General features: G+C 56.2%; 24 protein-coding genes. 17 read left to right on the forward strand and 7 right to left on the reverse strand.

The window, feature by feature from the left end:
* The first annotated feature begins 72 nt into the window (after positions 1–72).
* The 9 genes from MKY74_RS11260 (at position 73) to ptsP (ending at position 8953) form a co-directional block, all read left to right on the forward strand.
* Entirely contained in the window at positions 73–2208 is a 2136-nt protein-coding gene (locus MKY74_RS11260) for a BglG family transcription antiterminator (protein WP_244169266.1), read from the forward strand.
* 24 nt (positions 2209–2232) lie between these two features.
* Positions 2233–2676 (forward strand): PTS sugar transporter subunit IIA, encoded by a 444-nt coding sequence (locus tag MKY74_RS11265; RefSeq protein ID WP_076170394.1) that lies wholly within the window; start codon positions 2233–2235, stop codon positions 2674–2676.
* Entirely contained in the window at positions 2673–2936 is a 264-nt protein-coding gene (locus tag MKY74_RS11270; protein ID WP_076170393.1) for a PTS sugar transporter subunit IIB, read from the forward strand. The genes MKY74_RS11265 and MKY74_RS11270 overlap by 4 nt, the downstream gene beginning before the upstream one ends.
* Positions 2937–2971: 35 nt before the next feature.
* Positions 2972–4270 carry a PTS ascorbate transporter subunit IIC gene (locus MKY74_RS11275; RefSeq protein WP_076170392.1) on the forward strand — a complete coding sequence of 433 codons (1299 nt, stop codon included), beginning with the start codon at positions 2972–2974 and terminating at the stop codon, positions 4268–4270.
* 138 nt (positions 4271–4408) lie between these two features.
* Complete coding sequence (locus tag MKY74_RS11280; protein WP_076170391.1) at positions 4409–5401, forward strand: phosphotriesterase family protein; 993 nt, start codon at positions 4409–4411, stop codon at positions 5399–5401.
* A gap of 12 nt (positions 5402–5413) precedes the next feature.
* Positions 5414–6172 (forward strand): creatininase family protein, encoded by a 759-nt coding sequence (locus MKY74_RS11285; RefSeq protein ID WP_076170390.1) that lies wholly within the window; start codon positions 5414–5416, stop codon positions 6170–6172.
* The gene (locus tag MKY74_RS11290) at positions 6169–6903 is read left to right on the forward strand and encodes an SIS domain-containing protein (RefSeq protein ID WP_076170792.1); all 735 of its coding nucleotides are present in this window, start codon (positions 6169–6171) and stop codon (positions 6901–6903) included. Before MKY74_RS11285 ends, MKY74_RS11290 begins: the two co-directional genes overlap by 4 nt.
* A 26-nt stretch (positions 6904–6929) precedes the next feature.
* Positions 6930–7199: an HPr family phosphocarrier protein gene (locus MKY74_RS11295; RefSeq protein ID WP_076170389.1), complete on the forward strand. Its 270-nt coding sequence runs from the start codon at positions 6930–6932 to the stop codon at positions 7197–7199.
* On the forward strand, positions 7199–8953 hold the full coding sequence (gene ptsP / locus MKY74_RS11300; RefSeq protein ID WP_076170388.1) for a phosphoenolpyruvate--protein phosphotransferase: 1755 nt from the start codon (positions 7199–7201) through the stop codon (positions 8951–8953). The genes MKY74_RS11295 and ptsP overlap by 1 nt, the downstream gene beginning before the upstream one ends.
* A gap of 366 nt (positions 8954–9319) precedes the next feature.
* On the opposite strand, the gene MKY74_RS11305 is transcribed toward ptsP, so the two are convergent.
* Entirely contained in the window at positions 9320–9940 is a 621-nt protein-coding gene (locus MKY74_RS11305) for a YqjF family protein (RefSeq protein ID WP_084203898.1), read from the reverse strand.
* Positions 9941–10219: 279 nt separating this feature from the next.
* Here MKY74_RS11305 and MKY74_RS11310 point away from each other — a divergent pair, with 279 nt between their 5' ends.
* On the forward strand, positions 10220–10561 hold the full coding sequence (locus MKY74_RS11310) for a KGG domain-containing protein (RefSeq protein WP_076170387.1): 342 nt from the start codon (positions 10220–10222) through the stop codon (positions 10559–10561).
* Between the two features lie 76 nt (positions 10562–10637).
* Here the strand turns inward: MKY74_RS11310 and MKY74_RS11315 are convergent, their stop codons facing one another.
* Entirely contained in the window at positions 10638–11927 is a 1290-nt protein-coding gene (locus tag MKY74_RS11315) for a phytoene desaturase family protein (RefSeq protein ID WP_084203897.1), read from the reverse strand.
* Positions 11928–12167: 240 nt separating this feature from the next.
* Complete coding sequence (locus MKY74_RS11320; protein ID WP_076170386.1) at positions 12168–12785, reverse strand: NAD(P)H-dependent oxidoreductase; 618 nt, start codon at positions 12783–12785, stop codon at positions 12168–12170.
* Between the two features lie 174 nt (positions 12786–12959).
* On the opposite strand from MKY74_RS11320, the gene MKY74_RS11325 reads away from it, so the two are divergent.
* Complete coding sequence (locus MKY74_RS11325) at positions 12960–13637, forward strand: winged helix DNA-binding protein (protein ID WP_076170385.1); 678 nt, start codon at positions 12960–12962, stop codon at positions 13635–13637.
* Positions 13638–13763: 126 nt separating this feature from the next.
* Here the strand turns inward: MKY74_RS11325 and MKY74_RS11330 are convergent, their stop codons facing one another.
* From MKY74_RS11330 to MKY74_RS11345, 4 genes are all read right to left on the reverse strand, one after another.
* The gene (locus MKY74_RS11330) at positions 13764–14675 is read right to left on the reverse strand and encodes an aldolase (RefSeq protein WP_076170384.1); all 912 of its coding nucleotides are present in this window, start codon (positions 14673–14675) and stop codon (positions 13764–13766) included.
* Positions 14676–14778: 103 nt separating this feature from the next.
* Entirely contained in the window at positions 14779–14904 is a 126-nt protein-coding gene (locus MKY74_RS11335; protein WP_105441696.1) for a paeninodin family lasso peptide, read from the reverse strand.
* Positions 14905–14919: 15 nt separating this feature from the next.
* On the reverse strand, positions 14920–16869 hold the full coding sequence (locus MKY74_RS11340) for an asparagine synthase-related protein (RefSeq protein ID WP_076170383.1): 1950 nt from the start codon (positions 16867–16869) through the stop codon (positions 14920–14922).
* Between the two features lie 140 nt (positions 16870–17009).
* Positions 17010–17480: a VanZ family protein gene (locus MKY74_RS11345; RefSeq protein ID WP_076170382.1), complete on the reverse strand. Its 471-nt coding sequence runs from the start codon at positions 17478–17480 to the stop codon at positions 17010–17012.
* A 375-nt stretch (positions 17481–17855) separates the two neighbouring features.
* On the opposite strand from MKY74_RS11345, the gene MKY74_RS11350 reads away from it, so the two are divergent.
* The 6 genes from MKY74_RS11350 (at position 17856) to gmd (ending at position 23106) form a co-directional block, all read left to right on the forward strand.
* Entirely contained in the window at positions 17856–18608 is a 753-nt protein-coding gene (locus MKY74_RS11350; protein ID WP_076170381.1) for a YveK family protein, read from the forward strand.
* The gene (locus MKY74_RS11355) at positions 18589–19278 is read left to right on the forward strand and encodes a CpsD/CapB family tyrosine-protein kinase (protein WP_076170380.1); all 690 of its coding nucleotides are present in this window, start codon (positions 18589–18591) and stop codon (positions 19276–19278) included. The genes MKY74_RS11350 and MKY74_RS11355 overlap by 20 nt, the downstream gene beginning before the upstream one ends.
* 250 nt (positions 19279–19528) lie before the next feature.
* A complete protein-coding gene (galU, locus tag MKY74_RS11360; protein WP_076170786.1) occupies positions 19529–20419 on the forward strand; it encodes a UTP--glucose-1-phosphate uridylyltransferase GalU in 891 nt (296 codons plus the stop codon).
* A gap of 17 nt (positions 20420–20436) precedes the next feature.
* On the forward strand, positions 20437–21135 hold the full coding sequence (locus tag MKY74_RS11365) for a sugar transferase (protein WP_076170783.1): 699 nt from the start codon (positions 20437–20439) through the stop codon (positions 21133–21135).
* 24 nt (positions 21136–21159) lie between these two features.
* Positions 21160–22101 (forward strand): GDP-L-fucose synthase, encoded by a 942-nt coding sequence (fcl, locus tag MKY74_RS11370; RefSeq protein WP_076170379.1) that lies wholly within the window; start codon positions 21160–21162, stop codon positions 22099–22101.
* Between the two features lie 18 nt (positions 22102–22119).
* A complete protein-coding gene (gene gmd / locus MKY74_RS11375) occupies positions 22120–23106 on the forward strand; it encodes a GDP-mannose 4,6-dehydratase (RefSeq protein WP_076170378.1) in 987 nt (328 codons plus the stop codon).
* Positions 23107–23110: the final 4 nt, after the last annotated feature.

Raw genomic sequence — 23110 nt, forward strand, 5'->3', positions numbered from 1 at the left:
CGCAGCAGGGCCATAGGTATAATCGAGTCACAAGGAACGACATATTTCGTCAATGACAGGAGGGATGCCGGAATGCTTGATGAACGCAGTACCGAAATACTGAAGCTGCTGGTGCAGACGGACGATTACGTGACGCTGGATGAACTGACGCAGAGGCTCGGCATCTCCCGAAGAACCGTGTATTACGATATGAACAAAATCAATGACTGGCTGGAGACTTTGGAGCTGCCCCCTGTCGAGTACGTACGCACGGCCGGTTATTCGCTGCCCGAGGCCAGCCGCCGGGGGATCCCGGACACGGCAAGGGCAGAGAGCTCTGCGGCCCAGCAGTATTATTTGTCCCAGCGAGAGCGGCTTGCCTGGATCGCGATCCGGCTGCTCACGGCAAAGAGTCCCGTCTTTATCCACCGACTAACCGAGCTGCTCCAAGTCAGCCGGGGGACGGTGCTGAAGGATTTGAATGCGGTCCGCGCGCAGCTGGAGGCGGCCGGCCTCGAGGTGGTGTATGACCGGAAGCGGGGCTACGAAGTGCACGGCGAAGAGGCAAGGATCAGGAGAGAGCTGACCCGCTGTTGCGATCAGCTTGCCGGCAGCGTCAGCTGGGAGCAGGCGGTCAGCCGTACGGGCTACTGGGGAGAGCAGGATCCGCTGCGGGACATCATGCCGGAGAATACGGACGAAGGCATCCGGCGTCAGATCTACCGGCTGATCGCGGCCAGCGAGCGGATGCTGAACGTGGAGCTCACCGACGAGATGCTCTTTCATTTGACCACCCGATTTTTGCTGTTTATCCGCCGGATCCAGTCCGGCCGTGTGATCCGTGTGGATGAGGACGAGCGGGAAGTGCTTCGGCAGACACCCGAATATGACGCGGCTTCCCGAATTGCGGACGGCCTTGGCCGCTTGTTTGGCAGCCCGGTACCGGAAGAAGAAAACGCTTACCTTACGATGCATCTGCTTGGGGCAAGGGCGAACCGGATGGAGCAGCTGACAGGCTCGGATGAAATTATCGGACGCCTGCGGGACGCGGCCCGGGAGATGACGGATGCGTTCCAGCGCAGCGCCTGCGTCTGGCTTGGCGGCCGGGAAGCCGTGGAGGAGGACCTGCTGGTTCACCTGAAGCCGGCGTATTACCGGATCATATACGGTTTGGAGCTGGTCAATCCTCTTCTGGAGGACATCCGCAGTAAATACGGCGATTTATTTGAGCTCACCCGGCGCTCGGCATATGCCTTCGAGGAGCTGGTCGGCCGGAAGCTGAGCGACGTCGAGATCAGCTATCTGGCCATGCATTTCGGCGGATGGCTGCGCCGGGAGGAAGTGGAACCGGCGGCCCGGCGGAGGGCGGCGATCGTCTGCGTGAACGGGATCTCGGCATCGAGAATGCTGAAGGCCCAGCTGGAGGGGCTTTTCTCCACTCTGGACATTATCGCGATGCTTTCCCTGCGGGAATACGAGCAGTTCCAGGAGCGGGTCGATTTAATTTTCTCAACAGTCCCGCTGCCGGACAGCAAAGTGCCCGTTTATGTCGTCCGTTCGATCCTCAGCGATAAGGACAAAGAGAATCTGCTCGGCAGGGTGAACAAGGCGGGCGGCAGAGGCCAGAGGACACAGGCGAGCTCGGTACAGGCACTGCTCGATATCGTCCGTAAGCACGCCGACGTGACCGACGAAGCGGGCCTCGCCGACGAACTCGGCCGCTACCTGTCCAGCGGCCGGAGCAAAGTATGGCTGGGCGAGCGGCCCAAGCCTTCCCTGGCCGAGCTGCTGCCTGCGCCGATGATCCGCCTGCAGCGGGAGAGTGCGAGCTGGCGCGAAGCGATCCGGGAAGCAGCCCAGCCGCTGCTGGCGGAAGAATACATCGACAAAGGCTACATCGATGCCATGATCGGCAAAGTAGAGTCCCTCGGCCCATACATTGTGGTCGCGCCCGGAATCGCCATCGCGCACGGCCGGCCAGAGGATGGCGTGAAGCGGCTGGGGATGAGCCTTCTGCAATTAGAGCGGCCCGTGGCTTTTTCCGGGGAAGCGCGCCACCAGGTGAAGGTCGTTCTGGTGCTGGCGGCCATCGACGGAGAGTCGCATCTAAAAGCATTGTCCGAGCTGACGGGCATGCTGAAGGAGGCAGCCGGCCTGAACCGGCTGAAGGAGGCGCATACGAAGAAGCAGATTCTGAAGCAGATCGGGACGGCTTCAAGTTCCGGCTAAACTATCCGAACGGGAGAGATGAACATGAAATTTCTTGAACCTCCGCTCATTGCGCTGGATGCGGAAGCGGCTTCCGCCGAGGAGGCAATCCGGCTGGCAGGTGCGCTGCTGACGGAGGCGGGTGCTGCAGAAGCACGCTACGCCGACGCAATGGTAGATTCCTACCGGGAGAGGGGCCCGTATTTCGTCCTTGCCCCGAGTATTGCCCTGCCGCACGCCCGGGCGCAGGACGGAGTGATTGAGGCCGCGGTGTCTTTTGTCCGGCTGAAGGAACCGGTCGTCTTCGGCCACAGCGCCAACGATCCGGTGCAGCTGGTATTCGCCCTTGGCGGTTCCGACAGCGGCGAGCATATCGCCCTGCTGCGCCAGCTGACGACGCTGCTGAGCAGTCCGGCGCATCTGGAACAGTTCAAACAGGCGGCCGATGTGGAAGCTATCCAACAAATCATTAGGGGGAATGAGCAATGAAAGTATTATGCGTATGCGGTTTGGGACAAGGAACGAGTCTGATTCTGCGGATGAATGTGGAAAATGTGCTGAGTGCGATGGGCGTCAGCGCCGACGTGGAGCATACGGATGTATCCACGGCTTCGGGTATGGAGGCCGACTATATTATCACTAGCCAAGAGCTGGCGCAAAGCCTGGAGGGCCATTCCGCCCGGATCATCGTCGTCAATAACTACTTCGACAATGACGAAATCAAGCAAAAGCTGGAGGAATCCTTGTAAGCCCTATCTTGACCTAACCGAGGAGGTGTCCATCCATGGACGTGCTTTATTGGATCGCAACCAATATTTTCGGAACACCTGCTATACTGCTCGGCTTCATCGTTCTGGTCGGCCTCATGCTTCAGAAAAAATCGACCAGCCAGCTGGTGAGCGGGACGTTCAAGGCGATCATCGGCTTCCTCATCATCGGAGCGGGTTCGGACGTCATCGTGAATGCGCTGAACGTGTTCGAACCGATGTGGAAGGAAGTGTTCGGCCTGAAGACCAGCTCGCTCGGCAGCTTCATGGGCCAGGAAGCCTTCAACGCCAAATTCGGCAGCGCCGTCACGCTGGCCATGCTGGTCGGCTTTCTGATCAACGTGGCGCTGGCCCGGTTTACCCGGTTCAAATACATTTATCTGACCGGACACATGATGTTCTGGACCTCGACGATCTTTGCTGGCGTCATCGTCCATGCGGCAGGCACCGGCGTTCCGGTATGGAAACTCGTGGTCGTCATCGCCGTCATTCTGGGCCTGTACTGGACTTTCCAGCCGGCCCTGGTTCAGCCGTTCCTGAGAAAAGTTACCGGGAACGACAACATCGCTCTGGGTCACACCTCAGCCTCCGTTGCCCTGCTGGCGGCGCTGCTGGGCAAGGTGCTCGGTAACAAAAAGAACGATTCCGAGAAGATCAAAGTGCCGAAGGGATTCGAATTTCTTCGCGACTCCAACGTGATTACGGCGCTCAGCATGGGCGTGCTGTTCCTGATCGGAGCGATCATTCTGTCAACCAAGGGGACTCCCGAGGCTGCTGCCCTGATCGCCAAGGCAGGAGACCAGAACTTTATCATTTATTCCATTATCCAGTCATTTACGTTCGCCGGCGGCATTGCTATCGTGCTGATGGGGGTGCGGATGTTTGTCGGCGAGCTCGTGCCGGCCTTTAACGGGATTGCGACCAAACTGGTGCCCGGGGCCAAGCCGGCGCTGGATGCCCCGGTCGTGTATCCTTACGCGCCGAACGCCGTTGTGCTCGGTTTCCTCGGCGCTTTCGCCGGAGCCATCATCTGGCTGCTCGTGCTCGGCAGCACGGTGTCCTACATTTTTGTACCGACGATGATCGTGCTGTTCTTCCACGGGGCGACGGCTGGCGTATTCGGCAACTCGACAGGCGGCGTGCGCGGAGCGGTAATCGGGGGCTTCGTGACATCGACGATCGTCGCCTGGGGGCAGTTTGTCATGGTAAGCTTCCTGATCTCTTCAACCGTGCCGGACACGGCCATGTGGGCCGCTGACTCGGATATGTTCATCATCGGTCCGATTTTGCACTTTATCGCCAAGCTGTTCTTTTAAAATGGATATTTGAAACCGGCCAAACGGAAGACGGCGAGCGGTCGGAGCGCCGTCTTTCCTGGGCCATAGCGGTTCTTGTATGCAGCCGGATCTTACCAACGACACCAACCACTCACCAAGAATGGAGGAGGAACGATTATGGGCTTTATTCGCACACTTCACGGGGATATTGATCCAAGGGAGCTCGGTTTTACGTACTCCCATGAGCATATCGTATGCCGCCCGGCCTATTGGCAGGAGCGGGGGGAAGACGATCTGCTGCTGGACGATAAGGAGAAGTCGAAGCTGGACGTGCTGGATTTCAAACGGTACGGCGGGCAGTCGATCGTGGATGCAACGGCGGTCGACTATGGCCGGGATGTTCATGCCGTAGAGGAGATCGCCCGCGAGACGGGCATCCGGATCGTCGGGACGGCCGGATTCAACAAAAGCTTTTTGTGGGACGCGGGCATCAAGGAAGAGCTGAAGCCCCTTATCGGGCCCTATGATACTTACGCCCAGTGGATTGAGGCGAAGACGATCAACGAGCTGGCCGATTTCGTCATTCGCGAGGTCGAGGAAGGGCTGGAAGGGACGCCGTTCAAGGCAGGCCAGGTTAAGTTCGGAACGGGCTACAACCGGATCACGCCCTTGGAGGAAAAGACGCTGCGGGCCGTGGCGAGGGCGCATCACGAAACGAAAGCTCCCGTCCACTCCCATACGGAGGTCGGCACGATGGCGCTGGAGCAGATTGAGCTCTTGAGAAGCGAAGGCGTAAACCTGTCTTATTTGAGCCTTGGACACATGGACCGGAATCCGGATCCGTATTACCACGAGCAAATCGCCGCAACCGGCGCGTTCCTTAGCTTTGACGGCATCGGCAAGATCAAATACGCGCCTGAAAGTACGCGGATCGCGCTGATTCTAAATCTCGTCCGCAAAGGGTACGAAGACCAAATCCTGATCAGCGGGGACACCGCACGCAAAACCTACTACAAGCATTACGATCATGGACTGGGGCTGGAATATATCATTGCCAAATGGGTGCCCCGATTCATCGACGAGGCGGATCAAGCAGGGCTTGACGGCAAAAAGCTGATCGAGAAGTTTTTTGTCGCCAACCCGGCCCGCTGCTTTACATTCAAAAAGTAAGGGGGCAGGGTCATGAAATTCGAGCATGAAAACTCGGCTGACGTCATGGACAAGATCCGCCTGCACCGCACGGCCATACTGCCGGTTGGCGCCGTGGAAGCGCACGGCCCGCATCTTCCCCTAGGCACGGACAATCTGCTTGCCGAACGGCTCGCGGACAAACTGGCTGCGCGCACCGGCGGATTCGTACTGCCGACGCTGCCTTACGGGCAGGTGTGGAGCCTGCGTCATTTTCCGGGGAGCATTAACGTGTCTAACGAGGCGCTGATACGGCTCCTTGCCGATATCGGGGAAAGCCTGCACAACCAGGGCTTCCGCATTCTGGCCATGGTCAACGGGCATTTGGGAAATGCCGTCGCCCTGAAGGAGGCCGCGAGGGTGCTGTATGAACGGGTGCCGGACCTGAAGGTATTCTATTTCTTCTATCCCGGAACGAAGGAAGTGACCGCAGAAGTCCGGGAAACGCCTGCGGCTCATGGCACCTACATGCATGCCGACGAAATCGAAACGTCCTACATGCTGTATTTGGCTGAAGAGCATGTGGACATGGACCGTGCGATCGACGGGAAACCGCATATCCCTGACGACGCAGACTGCACCCCCACACCATGGGAAGAGATGACGTCTTCGGCGGTGCTGGGCGACGCCACCCGGGCAAGCAGGGCGAAAGGGGAAAAGATCATCGAACGCAGCCTGGACGCGATGGCGGACATGGTGCTGCAGGCCAGAAGGAAGCTGGATTTTGAAGCGAAGGGGGAGGAATTATGCTGATGAACGCGTATTTCAACATTATCGGCGAGCTGCTGCATAAGGTACGGACGAAGCAGGCAGAGGAGATCCGGAGAGCTGCCGTCAAGGTCGCGGATTGCATAGAGCAGGGTGGCATCATCCATTTATTCGGCTGCGGGCATTCGCACATCCTCACCGAAGAAGTGTTCTATCGGGCCGGCGGGCTTGCCCCCATCCGTCCCATCTTCGTGGAGAAGCTGATGCTGCACGAAGGCGCAGTGCGCTCATCCGAGCTGGAGCGGCAGAACGGCCTTGCGGCAGACTTCATGGATGAGCAGGATATCCGGGAAGGCGAAGTGGTATTCGTGCTGTCAACCTCCGGGCGTAATCCAGTACCGGTGGATGTTGCGCTAATGGCCGGGCAGAAAGGCGCCTTTACCATCGGCATAACTTCCCTGGCGTATTCCAAGAGCCAACCATCCCGCCATGAGAGCGGCCGGCATCTGGCCGACGCCGTCGATCTGGTCATCGACAACTTCTCTGTTAAAGGGGATGCGGTGCTTCGGTATCCAGGCATGGAGGTCGCCTTTGCGCCCAGCTCGACGGTGATCGGAGCGGCGATTCTGAACGCCGTATTCGCGGAGGCGATCGGGATCATGTTCGACAAGGGGCTTACGCCGCCGGTATTTTTGAGCGGCAACATCGACGGGGCCGACGCACATAACGAGGCATTGATCGAAGCTTATAAGGGCCGGATCGCGCTGCTGGCGTGACCGGCTTCATAAAGGGGAGGAGCAACATGATTACACAAACGGTGACCATACGGAATAAACAGGGCTTTCATGTGCGGCCGGCTCAGCAGTTCTCGGATCGGGCGGGACAATATGAAGCGCAGGTGGCGGTCGTAACGGAGGATGGACGCCGGGCCGACGGCAAAAGCATGCTGGAGCTGATGACGCTTGGGCTCGAAGCGGGATCGGTCGTAACGATCGAAGCCGCCGGACCGGGAGACGAAGAAGCGGTCCGCGCTTTGGCGGAGCTCGTGGACGGCAAGTTCGGTGAGGACTGATGGACACGCTGTATCTTCAAGGCATTGGCGTGTCGGAAGGGGTACGGATCGCGCCGGCCTTCATCCACCGGCGGAAAGAGGCCGGCGGTGCGCCGGCTCCCGCGGAGCTTCCCGGGGGCCCGGAGGCGATTCGGGCTGAGCTCTCCAGGCTGGGAGAGGCGAAGCGCCGGTGTGCCCTGCAGCTGGAGGAGCTGGCGGCAAAGGCGGCGGAGACGCTTGGCGAAGACCAGGCCGGGATCGTGACGGGTCAGCGCAGGCTGCTGGATGACCCGGCCTTCTATCCGAAGATGGAGGCTTGGGTGCAGGAGAAGCGGGTGCCCGCGGAGCAGGCCGTTGCCGGCATCGTGGAACAGGTAGCCGGCGTGTTCGAGGCCATGAGCAGCGACTATATGAAAGAGCGGGCCGCGGATATACGAGACATTGGCGGACGTTTGCTGAACGCGTTGGCGGCGAAAGAGGACCGCGGGTTATCCGCGATTACGGAGCGGGTCATCCTCGTGGCGGACGACTTGGCGCCGTCGGACACGATCCAGCTTGACCCCGAGCGGGTGGTGGGGCTGATCACCCGCGCCGGCGGTGCGACGTCGCACACGGCGATCCTGGCGCGCTCGCTCGGCATTGCCGCCGTCGTCGGCGCCGGCAGCGCCATCGACGGCATCGCGGACGGCGATCTGATCGCCGTCGACGGAGCGGCCGGACGCTGCATCGTCCGGCCCAGCGAGGCGGAGGCGGAGCAGAGCCGCCTCCGGATGGAGGAGGGCGAGCGGGAGCGCGCCGCGCTCGCCCGTTACGCCGCGCGTCCGGCGGTGACCGCTGACGGGACGCGCGTGGAGCTGGCGGCCAACATCGGGACGGCCGCCGAAGCGAAAGCCGCCGCCGCGCAGGGCGCCGGCGGCGTGGGGCTGTTCCGCACGGAGTTTCTGTTCATGAACGCCCCGGCCATGCCGGGCGAGGAGGAGCAGTTCCGTGCGTACCGGGAGGCGGCGGCCGCCATGGATGGCCGCCCGGTGATCATCCGCACGATGGACATCGGCGGTGATAAGGCGCTGCCGTATCTGGATCTGCCGCGGGAGGACAATCCGTTCCTCGGCTATCGGGCGATCCGGATCGGTCTGGGCAGGCAGGATCTCCTGAAGGTTCAGCTGCGTGCGGTGCTGCGGGCCAGCGCATTCGGCAACGTCAAGGTGATGTTCCCGATGATTTCCGGGCTGCAGGAGTGGCGGGAAGCCAAGGGCGTGCTGGAGGAGACGAAGGAAGAACTGAGGCGCAGCGGAGCGGCATTCGACGAGCGCATCGAGGCGGGAATCATGGTCGAGGTGCCGTCGGCGGCCGTCATGGCAGGGGCGTTTGCCCGTGAGGTCGATTTCTTCAGCATCGGTACGAACGACCTGGTTCAGTACACGCTGGCTGTGGACCGGATGAACGATAAGGTCGCTTACCTGTACGATTATTTCCACCCGGCGGTGCTGCAGCTGATCCGTCAGGTCATCGAAGCTTCCCATCGGGCGGGCAAATGGACCGGCATGTGCGGCGGGATGGCCGGCGATCCGCTGGCCGCTCCGCTGCTGCTGGGGCTCGGCTTGGACGAATGGAGCATGGAGGCTGGCAGGCTGGGCGTTATCAAAAAAGAACTGTCGGCTCTCGACCGGGAAGCCTGCCGCTCGCTGGCCGACAGCGTTCTGACGCTGGATACGCCCCATGCGGTTCGTCAGGCAATCGAAGAGTTTCGACGCGCCATCGGGCATTCGCTATAGGCATGTTTAAGCATCCGACCGCTAGAGTTTGCAGGAAAAGGCAGAGCGTCCTCTCTGAGAGGATTCTCTGCCTTTTGGATTTGCGGCATGGCGGATTGCGATATTGCTGTAATTGCTGAATTGCTGAACTGCTGAATTGCTGAACTGCTGAATTGCTGAATTGTAGTAATTGCGGTAACGGTAATTCGCAATACGGTAATGCACTATATAGTAGTGCACTATACAGTAATGCACAATACGGTTTTCCGCATTACGGCACAGCGCATTACAGCATTGCGATATTCTTCATATCGCAATGCTGCGGTCAGCCCGAGTGCCTCTTTGTTTTTACTGGCTCCTATTCTCGTACTCACTGTTAAGGGCCATTTATATTTTCAGCACGGGCCACAGCAGTACCTCCAGCCGCGGGGTATACGTCAGCAGCGCCGGCTCCGGGTCGTGGACCAAGCCGAACGAGGCCGTCAGGCTGTTTTCCTCGATCCACAGTCCCGCCTCCTGGAGCGGCCAGGGAAGGTGGTGAATCTCCCCGATTCGGAGCTCACCGTCGGATCCGGCGGAATACAGACAATACCGCTCGGTCAGCCAATGGACGAGGGTCCCGGGCTCGGCATGATAGACTTTCGGGTTTACCGCGCGATACCGGCTTTTCCATATCGCCGGGGACTCTCCATGCCCGCGATCCCTTTCGCTGACATATTGGATGAATCCCTCTTGATGGCTCTTTTGCATTCGGGCGTAGCGGTAGGGCAGGCGGGCCAGCATGCGGGCACCCGCGACCGCCAGCGGATTCGACGCTTCCAGCGTCAAAAACCAAATGCCGGGTTTGCCGCTGCAGTTCACGTACGTTCTAACGTTCAACTCCAGGAACTTCCGGGTCCCCGGTACGGGCGGCATCCCCCGCAAGCGGAGCGGATCCAGCAGAAACGGGGCGACGCTGATCCACGGCCTTCCTTCCCATCGCTCAAGTTCAAGGCCGGGGGGGAATATGGGGAAGCAGGCTGTGTTCTTCTACCGGCCAATGGGCGAAAAGCAGGTCGTTCCAACCCTGCTTCATGACCCAGGGCCCGTCTGGCATAGGTATCGGACGATGGCTCGTTTGCTCTAGTATGCTGCGGTTTTTCATGGTTCTCTCCTCTCGGCGGTTTGGGCAGGGGCTACGTATCGTTATTACCCATCTATGCACAAATACGATGTTTCATATCCAGGGGCACGGGTAAGTAATGAATGCAAGCGCAACACTCAAAACCCTAGAAGGAGTGATTCGAAATGGCAAATAACAAAGATAACCGTAAGATGACCGTCGAAGAAGCCGGACGTATGGGTGGCGAGCAAACCGCCAAAACGCATGACAAGGAATTTTATCAAGAAATCGGCAGAAAAGGCGGCGAAGCGACGGCAGATTCCCATGACCGTGAGTTCTATGAGGAAATCGGCCGTAAGGGCGGCGAGGCGACATCAGACTCGCATGACCGCGAATTTTATCAGGAAATCGGCCGGCAAGGCGGAGAAGCGAGAAGCGATAGCGATGGCAGGGACGGCAAAATGAGCCGTGAGGAAGCCGGCCGCAAGGGCGGAGAGGCCCGGGCCCGTCAAAGAGACAACTCTTAATCAGTCGATACGATAGATGAACCACAATAAAAAGGACCTTCCTTCGGGGAGGTCCTTTTTACTATTACATGGCGCGTCAATCTATGCCCGCGGCCGTCAGACCGGCGAGTTTGGCGCTCGTCATCGCGGTATCGGCAAGGCGCCCTTCGCGGCCCACCCAGTCGCCGGCGACGTACAGCCCGCAAATTTCCGGAACGGCCGGTCCCGGTGCGGGAGCATCCCCGCTTCGCAGCGCAGGCCGGGAAGCATGAGCGGCAAGCAGATTCGGGGAGAAACGGACGGCGGCGGTCGCCTGCTCCCAGCCCGGCTGAATGGCTTCAAGCCTTTCCTTCAGGCGCCGCAGGACCAGCTCGGAATCACCGGCAGGACTGGACCCGTGGTATGTCATCACATGGATCACCTGGGAACCGTCGTCTGTAAGTGGGATCGCTGCCGAATGGTTCGAATAATAGAACGGCTCATCCAGTCCGAGAACAAACGCCCGATCCGGATAGGGCACCTGTTTCAAAGCGACGTCCAGGCAGGAAACGTACAGCGGGTGAGACTGCTCCTTCCAGACTTCCAGCGAACGGCTGTGCAAGCCGGAACCCTTGAGCCATTTGCTGACCGCATGCGGTCCGGCCGCGGCGATGATGCTGCCTGTTCTAAGGAGGGTCCCTTCGGACAGAAGGATACCGGTGACTGTTCCCTGCTCATGCACAACTTGGGCAGCTTCGGCACCTGCGGCAATGACAACGCCGGCCCGGACGGCTTCCCGCTGAAGGCTGTCGATGACCGTCTGCCAGCCCCCAAGCACATACCGGACGCCTTGGCTGGCGAGCTGTCCTTGTTCCAAAACGTAGCCTGCGCTTAACCGCTCCATGTCGTCATCGTAGGCCCACTGTCTGCACATGGCGTAAAAGAACTGGCGGACGCGGTCGGAACGGACATTCCCCAGTGTCCATTCTTTCATGCTGATCGAGCGGATCGGTTCCGGATCGATCCGGTTCAGGCTTCCCATGAGCGTACTCCATTCCGTCTGCTCCTCGGGACTTAGCTCCTGGGCGGCATGGATGAGCTTCCCATCCAGAATGCCGTACATGGCATTTTTCGTCCCGCTGCCCAAGGAAGGTTTGCAGCCGAGCTCTTCCAAAATCCGCAGCGCCGCGCTTCCTTCGTACATGGCACGGGGGCCGTAATTAAACAAGGCTCCACCGATTCTGGCGGTTTGGGCCAGGCCGCCTAGGCGGCTGTCTTTTTCAAGCAGTATGACGGATCGCCCGGACCGAGCTGCATAAATCGCAGCGGTCAGACCGGTCAGCCCGCCGCCGATTACAGCAATATCATAAAATGGGTGTTCCATAGTCATGTTCATATTTAGTTTCATTATAAAGTACACTCCCCTTAAACATGTTACTTGTTAGTTACGTATAATATATGTTACTTTATGGTAACATGTCAATGGGGTCACGGGGGATTTATTTGAAAAGCCTCTACTTGGTAACGCAAGCTGTTTTGACAGGTTATTGTTAGCTAATTTGCCAGCAGTGAGGCTTGCGCCACGGTTTGCTTGGGCCAGCACGTTCAAACCGGAGGGACTGCGGAGTGGTCTTCAAAAGGTTGCTGTTTACAACCGGCTGAAGCGCTTTTCCGCTGCGGCCAGGCGCTCGCGTCTCTTTTCCAGGCTGAGATGCTCCATCCCGGGGTAATTGAGCCAGCGCAGCTTGTGGATGCCCATTTTTCGAAACGTGCCGCGAAACAGAATCTTCGTGATCGGATTACCTAATATCCAACGGTACACGAATCCGGGTGTGCTCATAACCGTCAGCAGAGAAACCCCCTTCAACTTGGGAAGAAGGCAGACAAACGGGCGTCCGGGCTTAACCTCGTCAAAAACGACGCCCTTGACGAACACTTTATCCAAAAAACCTTTGGTCAGCGCGGGCATCGTTTCCCACCAAATCGGAAAGATGAAAATAAGATGGTCAGCTTCCATCAGCCGGCGCTGGTAGTCTTGGACCAACGGGTCCCGGGTGTCTCTCTGCCTCCAGGCGGCCAGATCTTCGGCTGAGGTCACGGGATTAAAGCGGTCGGCCTGCAGGTCCACCAGATCCAAGGTGTGGCCAGCGGCAGTCAGGCCGCTGGTTACGGACGCCAGCAGGGCGGCGGAGAAGCTTCTGCGGTGGGGAATGTTGCCGGAGGCGGACGCTCCGTAAGGATGATCAAAAACGATAACGATATGCATGGGGATACCCTCCATTTAATGATTCCTAGAAACAAAATAATTTCTTAGAATCAATAATACGTTTTTGTTTTATTGGTGTCAATATTGTTTCATGGAATCTTTATTTGGAGGCGTTATGCTGTTATACTGGCTGTAACTACTTTAACGTTAAGTGCAGGAAAGGAGACCAGCCGCATGAACCGATCCAAACAAGATCATCCATCCCCTGGAGAATGGCCGCAAAAAGAAATCGTCATTCAGGAAATGATGAGCAGCATCGCGCAGATTCAGCGGAGATTTCAGGCGGAAGGCATCGATGAAGAAAGGCAGTGGATGATCTCCCAAACTGACAATCCGGAGGTCAAGGCGGTTTTGCAGGAGTCGACCATCGTGATGCTTCATGTCATTGACGCCGTCGGCCAGCTTGAACCCGTTAACGGGATCACGATCTCCAAGCAGTTCGACATTCCACGCGGCAGCGTCTCCAAAGTCACCCGGAGACTCATCGTACTTGGCGTCATCCAGTCCGAGTCCTTGCCTGACAATAAAAAAGAGGTGCTCTTCCGGCTGACTCCACTCGGCAGGGAAATATACGACCTGCATGAAGCGCTGCATGGCCAGATCGAGCGGAATGCCAAACGTTTTATGCAGCGCTACACGCTCGATGAGCTGCAGCTGCTTGCAGCGGGCATGAGGGATACGCTCGGCACTTCCTTTGTCGAGCCGATGGACGGGCAGGAAGAAGAGGTGGAATATAGTCGCTCATGTGCGCCGGAGACGAAGGTCATCAGCGAGATTTTAGGACAGCTTCAACGTTTGGAAGAGCAGGATCTGCGTAAAGTGAGGGACATGATTCAGCTCATGTTTTTTTGAGTGAGACTCCGGAAAGAGGGGGAGGGGATGGGACATTTCTGCAGCATAAAAAACCCTGGTTCCAGCAATGGAACAGGGCTTGGTCATGGATCGGCGATGGCGATACCCGGTATGAATTTGGATTGCTCAGCCTCCAATAACATCCAGAACCATCTCGGTCAATCTGCTGATCGTAGGCTGATCCAGGGGACGCTGCAGCTGATACATATTCACGGATCCCGACAGGCGGGTTGTGCATTCAAAATGCCACGGGGTTAGACCGCTCTCCGCGAGGAGAGAGCTGCGGTACGTATGGCGGTAAAGAAGGGGCAGGCGCTCCAAGCCCCCGACTTCCCGGATCTCGGGCTGTTCGCAGTCCGTTTTGACCAATTCGAACACGCCGGCCAGCGGAATCGGTTCGGATGCAAACTTGGAGAGAACGGGGACCGCATACTTCGTTTCCCGGTCGAACAGAGGACGGAGACCGCCCGCGTCCATGCCAAACGTGTCAAGGCTGTCCTGCCAAAGCTTCTGCTGTGGATAGGCAGGGGCAACAAGCGGAATCTGCTCCGAATCCATCGAAACGGCGATGACATCGTCGGTCAGCAGCTGGCATCCCTGCTGCAGCAGAGCAGATGCCAGCGTAGACTTGCCGTGTCCGGAGTGGCCGACCAGGGCGTAAGCCTTGCCGTTCATGACGACGGCGCTTCCGTGCAGGGGCAAAATTCTCCTCTGCATCAGAATAGCACCCATGCAGGTACCGAGGACATACAGCCGGATCTGATCCTCGTCCGCGTCTGCCTCCGGCGAGACGTAAATGTCGGTTCCGTTCTCTGCGCTGAACACGGCCAGCTTCGGAATCCGGAACATCACCTGCTGCTCGCTTACGGCGAATTTGTTGACGGGTGTTTCCCGCTGTGCCCAGGCATCGTCAAGGTCGGCGAAGCCGATCCGCACCTGGATATCTTGGCCGAAACGCAAGGCCGGCCGGAGCTCGGGCAGCGGGATTTCACTTTCTATCCTAAGCCCGAAGGCTGTATATATCGCTGGTTTGATCATATATTTTCTCCGCTTCGTCAGAAGAATGTGGATATAAGAACAGCCCTTACCCCATATAATTGGGACCAAGGGCTGCTCCTGATCGCTCGGTTATGAATTGGGATTAGCTGTAGAAGACAGGATCATCCGGGTCCGGTTGGAAAGAGTCCGGTTTGCCTTTTCCGGGGCCAGCCATCGTCATGCTGACTTCCAATACTTCCAGTTCAGGTGTAGTCCATTCTTTTTTCATCGATTTCACCTCCTTTCAAAAGTTTCGCTCCAGAAAGCGGTACACGATTAAGCTTCGCATCAGCACCTTGATGGCCGGGCTGTAGGCCTGGCTTGGGTGCATCCCGTTTCTGGCTTCGTCAAGCGCTTCGCGTACGACAGAAATGTTCAGCACCTGCTGCATGCGGGAATCCCGGCACAGTTGGTCCAGCTCCCGGACCATTTGCGACCAGTGCGGGGTCATCCGGTGGAGGATGTCGGCGGCCTGGATCCCCTTGAGCCGCTGATTCAGCCGGACGTTGTCGGGAAGGTAGCCTTGGGCAGAGCGTCTGATCAACGCGCGGTCGAGGCCGTTCTGCACATACTGCTCCATCGGTACCGACAGGCAGTACCGGATGACGCGCAGGTCGTTGGTCGGATCATGCGCCCAGAGGGGATACTGCAGCGAGAGCTTGCTGACGCTCGTTCCTGTCGTGCTCCATACGTTATAGCTGTCAAAATGATACTTTCTCGCCTCCACCGGGTCGGAGGGAAGGTCTTCGCCCGATCCGATTTCGGTGAACTGCCTGTCCGTCAGCTTGTCGTAAACGCCGGCCTGTCTGGCAAATTCCGGGTTAACCAGCTGCGGAAATTCATTGGCGGATGAGGCGGCATGCCTGCGTTTCAGAAGCGGAAAAGCTTGCTTGCAGAGCTCGGCTATGATGCGTTTGCGTCCTACGCCAATGTTCATACTGTATTGGTTAATCTCCCCGCGCAGGCGGACCCACGCCATTTTCTTCATCAGTTTGGCATAATAGTCCAAGGCGTTGCCCCAGGAGATACTGTAATTTCCTCTTGCGCCATTCAGCAGAATGCCCACCCCGCGCTCATGCGCCTGTTCGTAAATTCCTCTAAGCCAGAATGAATTTTCGAAAAATTTGTAGGGTGTCTCCATAATATCCAGCCAGTGGTCGATATCCGTAAACGGGCTGCGGCCGTTAAAGCTGAGGTAGCTGTCCTCGATGTTGCCCGCATGCTGGACGGTCTGACGGATGAGCGGCCTTTCGTCGGCCAGTCTCCGCTTGGGCGTCCAATCCTCGAAGCCGTCTTCGGGAACGTAGCTGAACGTATGCAGTTTCCGGTGATCACGCTCCAGCGCTTTGGCCGCAAAACCGGCAACCGACCCGGAATCCAGTCCCCCGCTTAAATGAGCCCCCACCATCCGGCTTGTCCGCTGCAGCCTTGAGGTAACGGCCCGGTTAAACACGTCGCGGAAAGCTTCCTGATATTCTTCGGAAGTCTTAAGCTGCAGGGGGGAAGTCTCCGTCAAGCTGTAGTATCTGGAGACGGACACCTGGCGGCTGCGGACCGTGAGCGTATGCGAAGGCGGCAGCTGCTCGATATGCCGGTAAACCGTTGTAGATAAGTCCGGCGGCTCAAAAACCCCGCTGATGGCCAGAAACTCGGCCAGCCAAGGTTCGTTCAGCTCCTGATGAACATACGGCAGGGATAACAGCGGGCGAATGGCCGTACAGAAGGCCAGTTGTTCCCCGTTCCGGTGATAATAGAGCGTTCGCGCGCCGGAGAAATCCCGGGCTCCGAACAGCATCTGCTTGTTCCCGTCCCAGATCATAAAAGCAAAGTCGCCGACTAAACGCTCCGGCATCGACTCTCCCCATTTTTCGTAAGCGAGCAGCAGAATTTCCCCGTCCGTCATGGCTTGTCTTGCACGGGTAGGGACCTGCAGCCCATCCATCAGCTCATCCCGGTTATCGATGATGGCGTCGGCGGTAATGGCCAGCCTGCGTTCTGCGCAATAGAAGGGCAACAATTCGTGGGCAGACTGCTGCGTGATCCACTGGGCGTGACAACCGAACCACACATGGCCCTGCTGCCATATCGAACTCCGGTCTGCCGGATACCGTTTCAGTGACTCCATAATGGGCGCTCCGGCGCTGACGTCTAAGGGGTCTTGGCTAAACCGGTAAATCCCCGCAATTGCGCTCATGACATCTTCCTCCGTTATGTACCGTTCAAACAATTTGCGACAATATGTATCTAGTTCTTCTGTATCATACTACATGTATACATATTGTATCAACATATTTTTTCAACGTGCGAAATTTAGTGAATTTGGATGAGGAAAGTTTACCTGGTTTGCTTTTTGTCGGATGGGAGAGCTGAACGCGGAGGCCGTGCTGCCGTTCTGGCACGGTTTGTCCGCTTGATATAAGCCTGGAGCATAAGGCAGAACAGGTAGGCGCAGAGGATGCCGAACGTATCGTTCACGATGTCGTAAATCCGTCCGCTTCGAAAAAAATACAGCTGAAGAACCTCAGTTAACGCCGCGTACAAGATCGCCGTCATGACGGCAAGCTTCGAGCCGCGCAAATTGGACAAGAGCAGTTCCAATAGAAAGAAACCGATAAAATGCCCGATTTTTCGGTTGATCCAGGCCTCGCTCGACCACTGTAAATCAAGCTTGAGCAGCTCACTCCAATCGGGTGAGGGGTTCAGCCGGAAATCCGCCTGGTGATGGTGGAGAAGGGCGTTGAAATCGAAAGAACAGGTAAAGACGAACAGGCAGACTGCCCACGTCACGGTGAGAAAAATGCGCATAATTCCTCCTTCATTTAAAGCGCTTCCATTATATATGTGTCCGTTCTGAGATGAGAGAAGGCGTGTTTGCGATACAAAGTGTAACTTTTTTCGGCAAGTATATAGCAGCATTTTTCGGATTTCAAGTTTGCAGGCCGTCAATTTTTTTAACGCCCGGAAAGGAAATGCGGATTTTAACTGTCTGAATATGCATGGAAATGCGGATGAAAGCGGTTTTTCGCTGCATAATCATGTCGCTTTTCGAAAAAAATTAGAGTCATTTGCTTGACATGATACAATTTGTATCTTAAAGTGTAGGATGAATAATACATACTGTATCGGTAAGGTGTGACCCACAACTGCAGTTGAAAAATGATTAGCGGGGGTAGCGTGTTTATGGAGCTTAAACAGTATTTTCGAATCATTGTAAAAAAGTGGTGGTTAATCGCGGCGATTGTCGTTATTGCCGTTGCGGCTACCGGAGTCAAAAGCCTCTACCTCACGACGCCGGTTTATGAGGCCAACGCCAAACTGATCGTAAACCAATCCGCCTCCGCGGACGGCGGGGCCAGCCTGAATGCCGGAACGATCCAGACCAGCATTTTCCTCATTAACTCCTATAAAGAAATCATCAAGTCGTCCGCCATTATGAACAAAGTCGTGCAAAAATATCCCGATCTGAAAGCATCGCCCGGTGAACTTGCAGCGATGATCTCGGTCACTTCAGCCAATGATTCGCAGGTCATGAACCTGGTGTATCAGGATCCGTCCTATACCCGGGCGGCCAAAATCGTCAATGCCGTCTCCATGGTGTTTAAGGAACAGATTCCCCGCATTATGAACGTGGACAACATTACGATTCTTAGCGAAGCCGACACCAAGGCCTCCCCTGGACCGATCAACATTAACCCGGTCATGAACATGCTGATCAGCTTTGTCGTTTCTCTGATGCTCGCCATCGGACTGGTTTTCCTGCTTGACTATCTGGACGATACGGTGAGAACGGAGGCCGAGGCTGCGGAAATTTTGGACATGCCGGTGCTTGCAGTCATCAGCGAAATGAACCGGGCGGATTTGAAAACCCGAAGCGGCACAAGTATACCAAATCAAAAAGTAGGTGAAGGCAAGTATGCGACGCTCAATCAATAAAGAAGCTCTGGTTGTATCCGGGAATCCAACCTCCCGGGTTTCCGAGGCATACCGGCTGCTCCGGACCAAAATTCATTTTTCCCCCAAAGACGCGGCGCATCAGGTCATCATGGTCACATCGACGCGTTCTTCCGAAGGCAAAACGACAACGGTCAGCAATTTGGCGGTGACCTATGCGATGGAAGGCCGGAAGGTGCTCCTGATTGACGCGGACATGCGTAAGCCAGCGCTGCATGACATCTATTCCCTTTCCAACCGGCACGGGTTGAGTACGGTACTGGCCGGGGACGTGCTGGTGCAGCAGGCCGTTCAGGAGACGGGCATTAACCATTTGTCCCTGCTGACGGCCGGCCCCGTGCCGGCCAACCCGGCAGAGCTGATGGACTCGGCCGCCATGCGGGACATGCTGGTGGAGCTTCGGCAGGAGTACGACGTCATCCTTATCGATACACCGCCGGTGCTTGCGGTGTCGGATGGCGTCATTACGAGTGCGTTATGCGACGGCGTCATCATGGTGGTTGCCGCGGGCAAGGTCAAACGGAGCCACCTGAGGGCGGCCAAGGAACAGCTGGATCATGTGAAGGCCAACATGCTGGGGCTGGTGCTTAACCGGAGCAGCCGCGACCAGCAGGCCTTTGCTGCGGACCATTACGGTATGCAGGCTCAATAAAGACATGTTTTTCAAGAAGGTAATGCCTACTGAACCTTTATCACTGGAGGCACTCGGTCACGCTGTGGGTCCTATGGACCTTAGACATTCATTGTCGAGGGTGTGATGTGAGGACGGGTTGAATGCCCTGTTTTTAGAAAATGGAGCTATGGTCTTTTCCCTGTTGCGAAGAGCATATAGCTAGGTTTTCTACATACACAGCATGCATCTGGGGTACAAAGAAAAATATAAAAGATGGGTAGTGAATGAGATGAGGAAAGTGAAAAAAGCGATTATTCCCGCAGCGGGGCTTGGAACCCGGTTCTTACCCGCGACCAAAGCGATGCCGAAGGAAATGCTGCCGATCGTCGACAAGCCGACGATTCAGTACATCGTAGAAGAAGCGGTGGCGTCCGGAATCGAGGACATTATTATCGTGACCGGCAAAGGCAAGCGCTCCATCGAGGACCATTTCGATCATGCGTTTGAGCTGGAGAACAATCTGTTCAGCAAGGGGAAGTTTGACCTTTTGGACGAAGTCCGCCGGTCCTCCAACGTGGAGATTCACTACATACGCCAGAAGGAAGCCAAAGGGCTGGGGCATGCCGTGTGGTGCGCCCGCAACTTTATTGGCAATGAGCCCTTTGCAGTGCTGCTTGGGGATGACATCGTACAGTCTGAGGTGCCCTGCATCCGCCAGTTGGTGGAGCAGTACGAGCAAGTTGAAAAGTCCGTCATCGGCGTGCAGACCGTTCCGAGCGAACAGACGCACCGGTATGGGGTGGTTGCGCCCTTGGAGAAGTTCGGACGTTTGCACGAAGTGAGCTATTTTGTGGAGAAACCGCCGGCAGGACAGGCTCCTTCGAACCTGGCCATTATGGGCAGGTATGTTCTGACGCCGGAAATTTTCAGCTACCTCGAGCTGCAGGAAGAAGGAGCCGGCGGGGAAATTCAGCTGACCGACGCCATTCAGAAGCTGAACGAGAGCCAGGGCGTCTATGCTTACGATTTCGAAGGCACGCGTTACGATGTCGGCGAGAAGCTGGGCTTCATCATGACGACACTGGATTTTGCGCTGCAGTACGAAGAACTGCGCACTCCGCTGCTGCAGGGGATGGAGCATATTCTCGAGCGGGAACAGCTCGGCAAAATAAATCGCTAGTGAGGTGATAGGTGGTGATCTCTCCCACACCGCAAAGAAACGAGTCGGATGTCGCATTCGAGGGTACGCCGGCGTACTCGCCATATGTTCTGGAGAACGACAATCCCCGGGTCATTTATCAAGCGTTTAAAAGAGCGACGGATATCGTCCTTGCGCTGATCGGCCTTGTCGTGCTCTCACCGCTGTTTCTGATCGTTGCGATTCTGATTAAACTGGAGGACCCGAAAGGGTCCGTTTTTTTTGGACAAACCCGTGTCGGTAAAGACGAAAAACCGTTCCGGATGTACAAGTTCCGCTCCATGGTATCCAATGCCGAAGAACTGCTGGATGGACTTCTGGAGCAAAACGAAATCAGCGGCGCCATGTTCAAAATGAAAAAGGACCCGCGCATCACCCGGGTGGGCGCCGTCATCCGCAAAACGAGCATCGACGAGCTGCCGCAGCTATGGAACGTTGTGCGCGGTGACATGTCGCTTGTCGGCCCCCGGCCGGCCCTTCCGCGGGAGGTCGCGGAATACAGCAGCTACGATAAGCTGCGCCTGAGGGTCATCCCCGGATGCACCGGCCTCTGGCAGGTGAGCGGGCGAAACGAGCTGAGCTTCAGCGAGATGGTGGAGCTGGATTTGCGCTATATCGAGCAGCGCGGCGTGATGATGGATTGGAAGATTATTTTTATGACGATCCGGATGTTTGCGGGTTCAAAGAATGCTTATTAAAGATCGGGCAGGAGCTGATGGTTTATGGATTTGAATTCGAGAATTTATGTGGCAGGACATCGAGGATTAGTGGGGTCTGCGATTCTGCGGGCCCTTCAACAGCGGGGGTTCCACCATTTAATTACCCGCACAAGCACAGAACTGGACTTGAGAAATAAGGCCGAGGTCGATCGTTTTTTTGGAGAGGAACAGATCGAATACGTTTTTTTAGCGGCTGCCAAGGTTGGGGGGATTACGGCGAACAATGATTATCCAGCGGATTTCATCAGGGACAATTTACTCATCCAAACGAATGTCATTGACGCTGCGTACCAAAACCAAGTGAAGAAGCTGTTATTCCTTGGTTCCACCTGTATCTATCCGAAGTTTGCCCCGCAACCGCTAAAGGAAGAATACTTGCTCACCGGTGAGCTTGAACCGACCAATCAGCCCTATGCCATTGCCAAAATTGCAGGCATCAACATGTGCCAGTCGTACAACCGCCAATACGGAACGAATTACATATCGGTGATGCCGACAAATATGTACGGCCCTAACGACAATTTTGACTTACAAACGTCCCATGTTCTGCCGGCATTAATCCGCAAATTCCATGAGGCGAAGCAAAACAATCTCAGCTCGGTCGAGGTATGGGGGACTGGAAACCCCAGACGGGAGTTCCTCCATTCGGATGATTTAGCTGAAGCCTGTTTGTTCCTTATGGATCAGTATGATGACAGCGACATTATTAACGTCGGCGTTGGTCAGGATATTTCAATCAGGGAACTGGCGGAGCTCATCCAGTCGGTGGTTGGTTATGAAGGGGAGATTGTGTTCAATTCGACTGTGCCGGATGGTACCCCCAGAAAACTGGTAGACGTTACGAAAATCAACAAGCTCGGCTGGAAAGCCAAAGTTACACTTCAGGAAGGTCTGGAATCGGTTTATAAGGCTTACCGGGACGACCTTTTAATCAAACAAGTATAGAGAATATCGGAGGATAATATGAAAAGAGCGCTGATTACAGGGGTTACAGGACAAGACGGTTCCTATTTGGCGGAGCTATTGTTGGCAAAAGGCTATGAAGTGTTTGGACTGCGGAGACGAACGAGCACGCCAAACTACGAAAATATTCAACACATCAAAGACCAGATTAAATGGATTTCCGGGGACCTGACGGACTTGGCTTCCTTGATTGAAGCGGTACGCTTATCCGATCCTGACGAGGTATATAACCTCGCTGCCCAATCGTTTGTTGCCGCATCCTGGCCCCAGCCTTTGGCAACAGGACAAATGACCGCGATTTCGGTAACCAACATGTTGGAAGCCGTGCGCATTATAAAGCCGCAGGCTAAAGTCTACCAGGCTTCCAGTTCCGAAATGTTTGGAAAGGTCGTCGAAACGCCGCAAAAGGAAACGACTCCCTTCTATCCGCGCAGCCCCTACGGCGTTGCGAAAGTATATGGACATTGGATCACGGTCAACTATCGTGAAAGCTTTAATATGTTTGCTTGTTCCGGAATCCTATTTAATCACGAGTCCCCGCGGCGCGGACTTGAGTTTGTGACCAGAAAAGTAACGGACGGTGTAGCCAGAATTAAGCTGGGTCTGGAGCATGAGCTGAGAATGGGGAATCTCGATTCTCTTCGGGACTGGGGATTTGCCGGGGATTATGTGAAGGCCATGTGGCTGATGCTGCAGCAAGACGAGCCGGATGACTATGTTATTTCTACAGGCGAAATGCACAGCGTTAAGGAACTTCTCGAAGTAGCTTTCTCTTACGTTGGTTTGGATTACAGAGATTACGTCGTGATTGATCCCGAATTTGTGCGTCCCGCAGAAGTGGATCTATTGCTGGGCGATTGTTCGAAGGCCAAGGAAAAGCTGGGTTGGCAACTGGAAGTAGGCTTTAAACAGTTGATTCAGATGATGGTTGATGAGGATTTGAGGAGAGTTCGAAATGAAGTCAACTATAACATGGCTGTTAGATGAGTAA

The organism is Paenibacillus sp. FSL R5-0378 (genome assembly GCF_038009285.1).
GTDB classification, from domain to species: Bacteria; Bacillota; Bacilli; order Paenibacillales; family Paenibacillaceae; genus Paenibacillus_AQ; species Paenibacillus_AQ favisporus.

Coding starts and splice junctions, on each gene's coding strand:
- ptsP (WP_076170388.1), top strand. CDS start 7,199: ATGGACACGCTGTATCTTCAAGGCATTGGCGTGTCGGAAGGGGTACGG.
- MKY74_RS11340 (WP_076170383.1), bottom strand. CDS start 16,869: ATGAGCGCAATTGCGGGGATTTACCGGTTTAGCCAAGACCCCTTAGAC.
- MKY74_RS11275 (WP_076170392.1), top strand. CDS start 2,972: ATGGACGTGCTTTATTGGATCGCAACCAATATTTTCGGAACACCTGCT.
- MKY74_RS11355 (WP_076170380.1), top strand. CDS start 18,589: ATGCGACGCTCAATCAATAAAGAAGCTCTGGTTGTATCCGGGAATCCA.
- fcl (WP_076170379.1), top strand. CDS start 21,160: ATGGATTTGAATTCGAGAATTTATGTGGCAGGACATCGAGGATTAGTG.
- MKY74_RS11295 (WP_076170389.1), top strand. CDS start 6,930: ATGATTACACAAACGGTGACCATACGGAATAAACAGGGCTTTCATGTG.
- gmd (WP_076170378.1), top strand. CDS start 22,120: ATGAAAAGAGCGCTGATTACAGGGGTTACAGGACAAGACGGTTCCTAT.
- MKY74_RS11265 (WP_076170394.1), top strand. CDS start 2,233: ATGAAATTTCTTGAACCTCCGCTCATTGCGCTGGATGCGGAAGCGGCT.
- MKY74_RS11325 (WP_076170385.1), top strand. CDS start 12,960: ATGAACCGATCCAAACAAGATCATCCATCCCCTGGAGAATGGCCGCAA.
- MKY74_RS11270 (WP_076170393.1), top strand. CDS start 2,673: ATGAAAGTATTATGCGTATGCGGTTTGGGACAAGGAACGAGTCTGATT.
- MKY74_RS11330 (WP_076170384.1), bottom strand. CDS start 14,675: ATGATCAAACCAGCGATATATACAGCCTTCGGGCTTAGGATAGAAAGT.
- MKY74_RS11280 (WP_076170391.1), top strand. CDS start 4,409: ATGGGCTTTATTCGCACACTTCACGGGGATATTGATCCAAGGGAGCTC.
- MKY74_RS11285 (WP_076170390.1), top strand. CDS start 5,414: ATGAAATTCGAGCATGAAAACTCGGCTGACGTCATGGACAAGATCCGC.
- MKY74_RS11335 (WP_105441696.1), bottom strand. CDS start 14,904: ATGAAAAAAGAATGGACTACACCTGAACTGGAAGTATTGGAAGTCAGC.
- MKY74_RS11320 (WP_076170386.1), bottom strand. CDS start 12,785: ATGCATATCGTTATCGTTTTTGATCATCCTTACGGAGCGTCCGCCTCC.
- MKY74_RS11350 (WP_076170381.1), top strand. CDS start 17,856: ATGGAGCTTAAACAGTATTTTCGAATCATTGTAAAAAAGTGGTGGTTA.
- MKY74_RS11310 (WP_076170387.1), top strand. CDS start 10,220: ATGGCAAATAACAAAGATAACCGTAAGATGACCGTCGAAGAAGCCGGA.
- MKY74_RS11345 (WP_076170382.1), bottom strand. CDS start 17,480: ATGCGCATTTTTCTCACCGTGACGTGGGCAGTCTGCCTGTTCGTCTTT.
- MKY74_RS11260 (WP_244169266.1), top strand. CDS start 73: ATGCTTGATGAACGCAGTACCGAAATACTGAAGCTGCTGGTGCAGACG.
- galU (WP_076170786.1), top strand. CDS start 19,529: ATGAGGAAAGTGAAAAAAGCGATTATTCCCGCAGCGGGGCTTGGAACC.
- MKY74_RS11315 (WP_084203897.1), bottom strand. CDS start 11,927: ATGAAACTAAATATGAACATGACTATGGAACACCCATTTTATGATATT.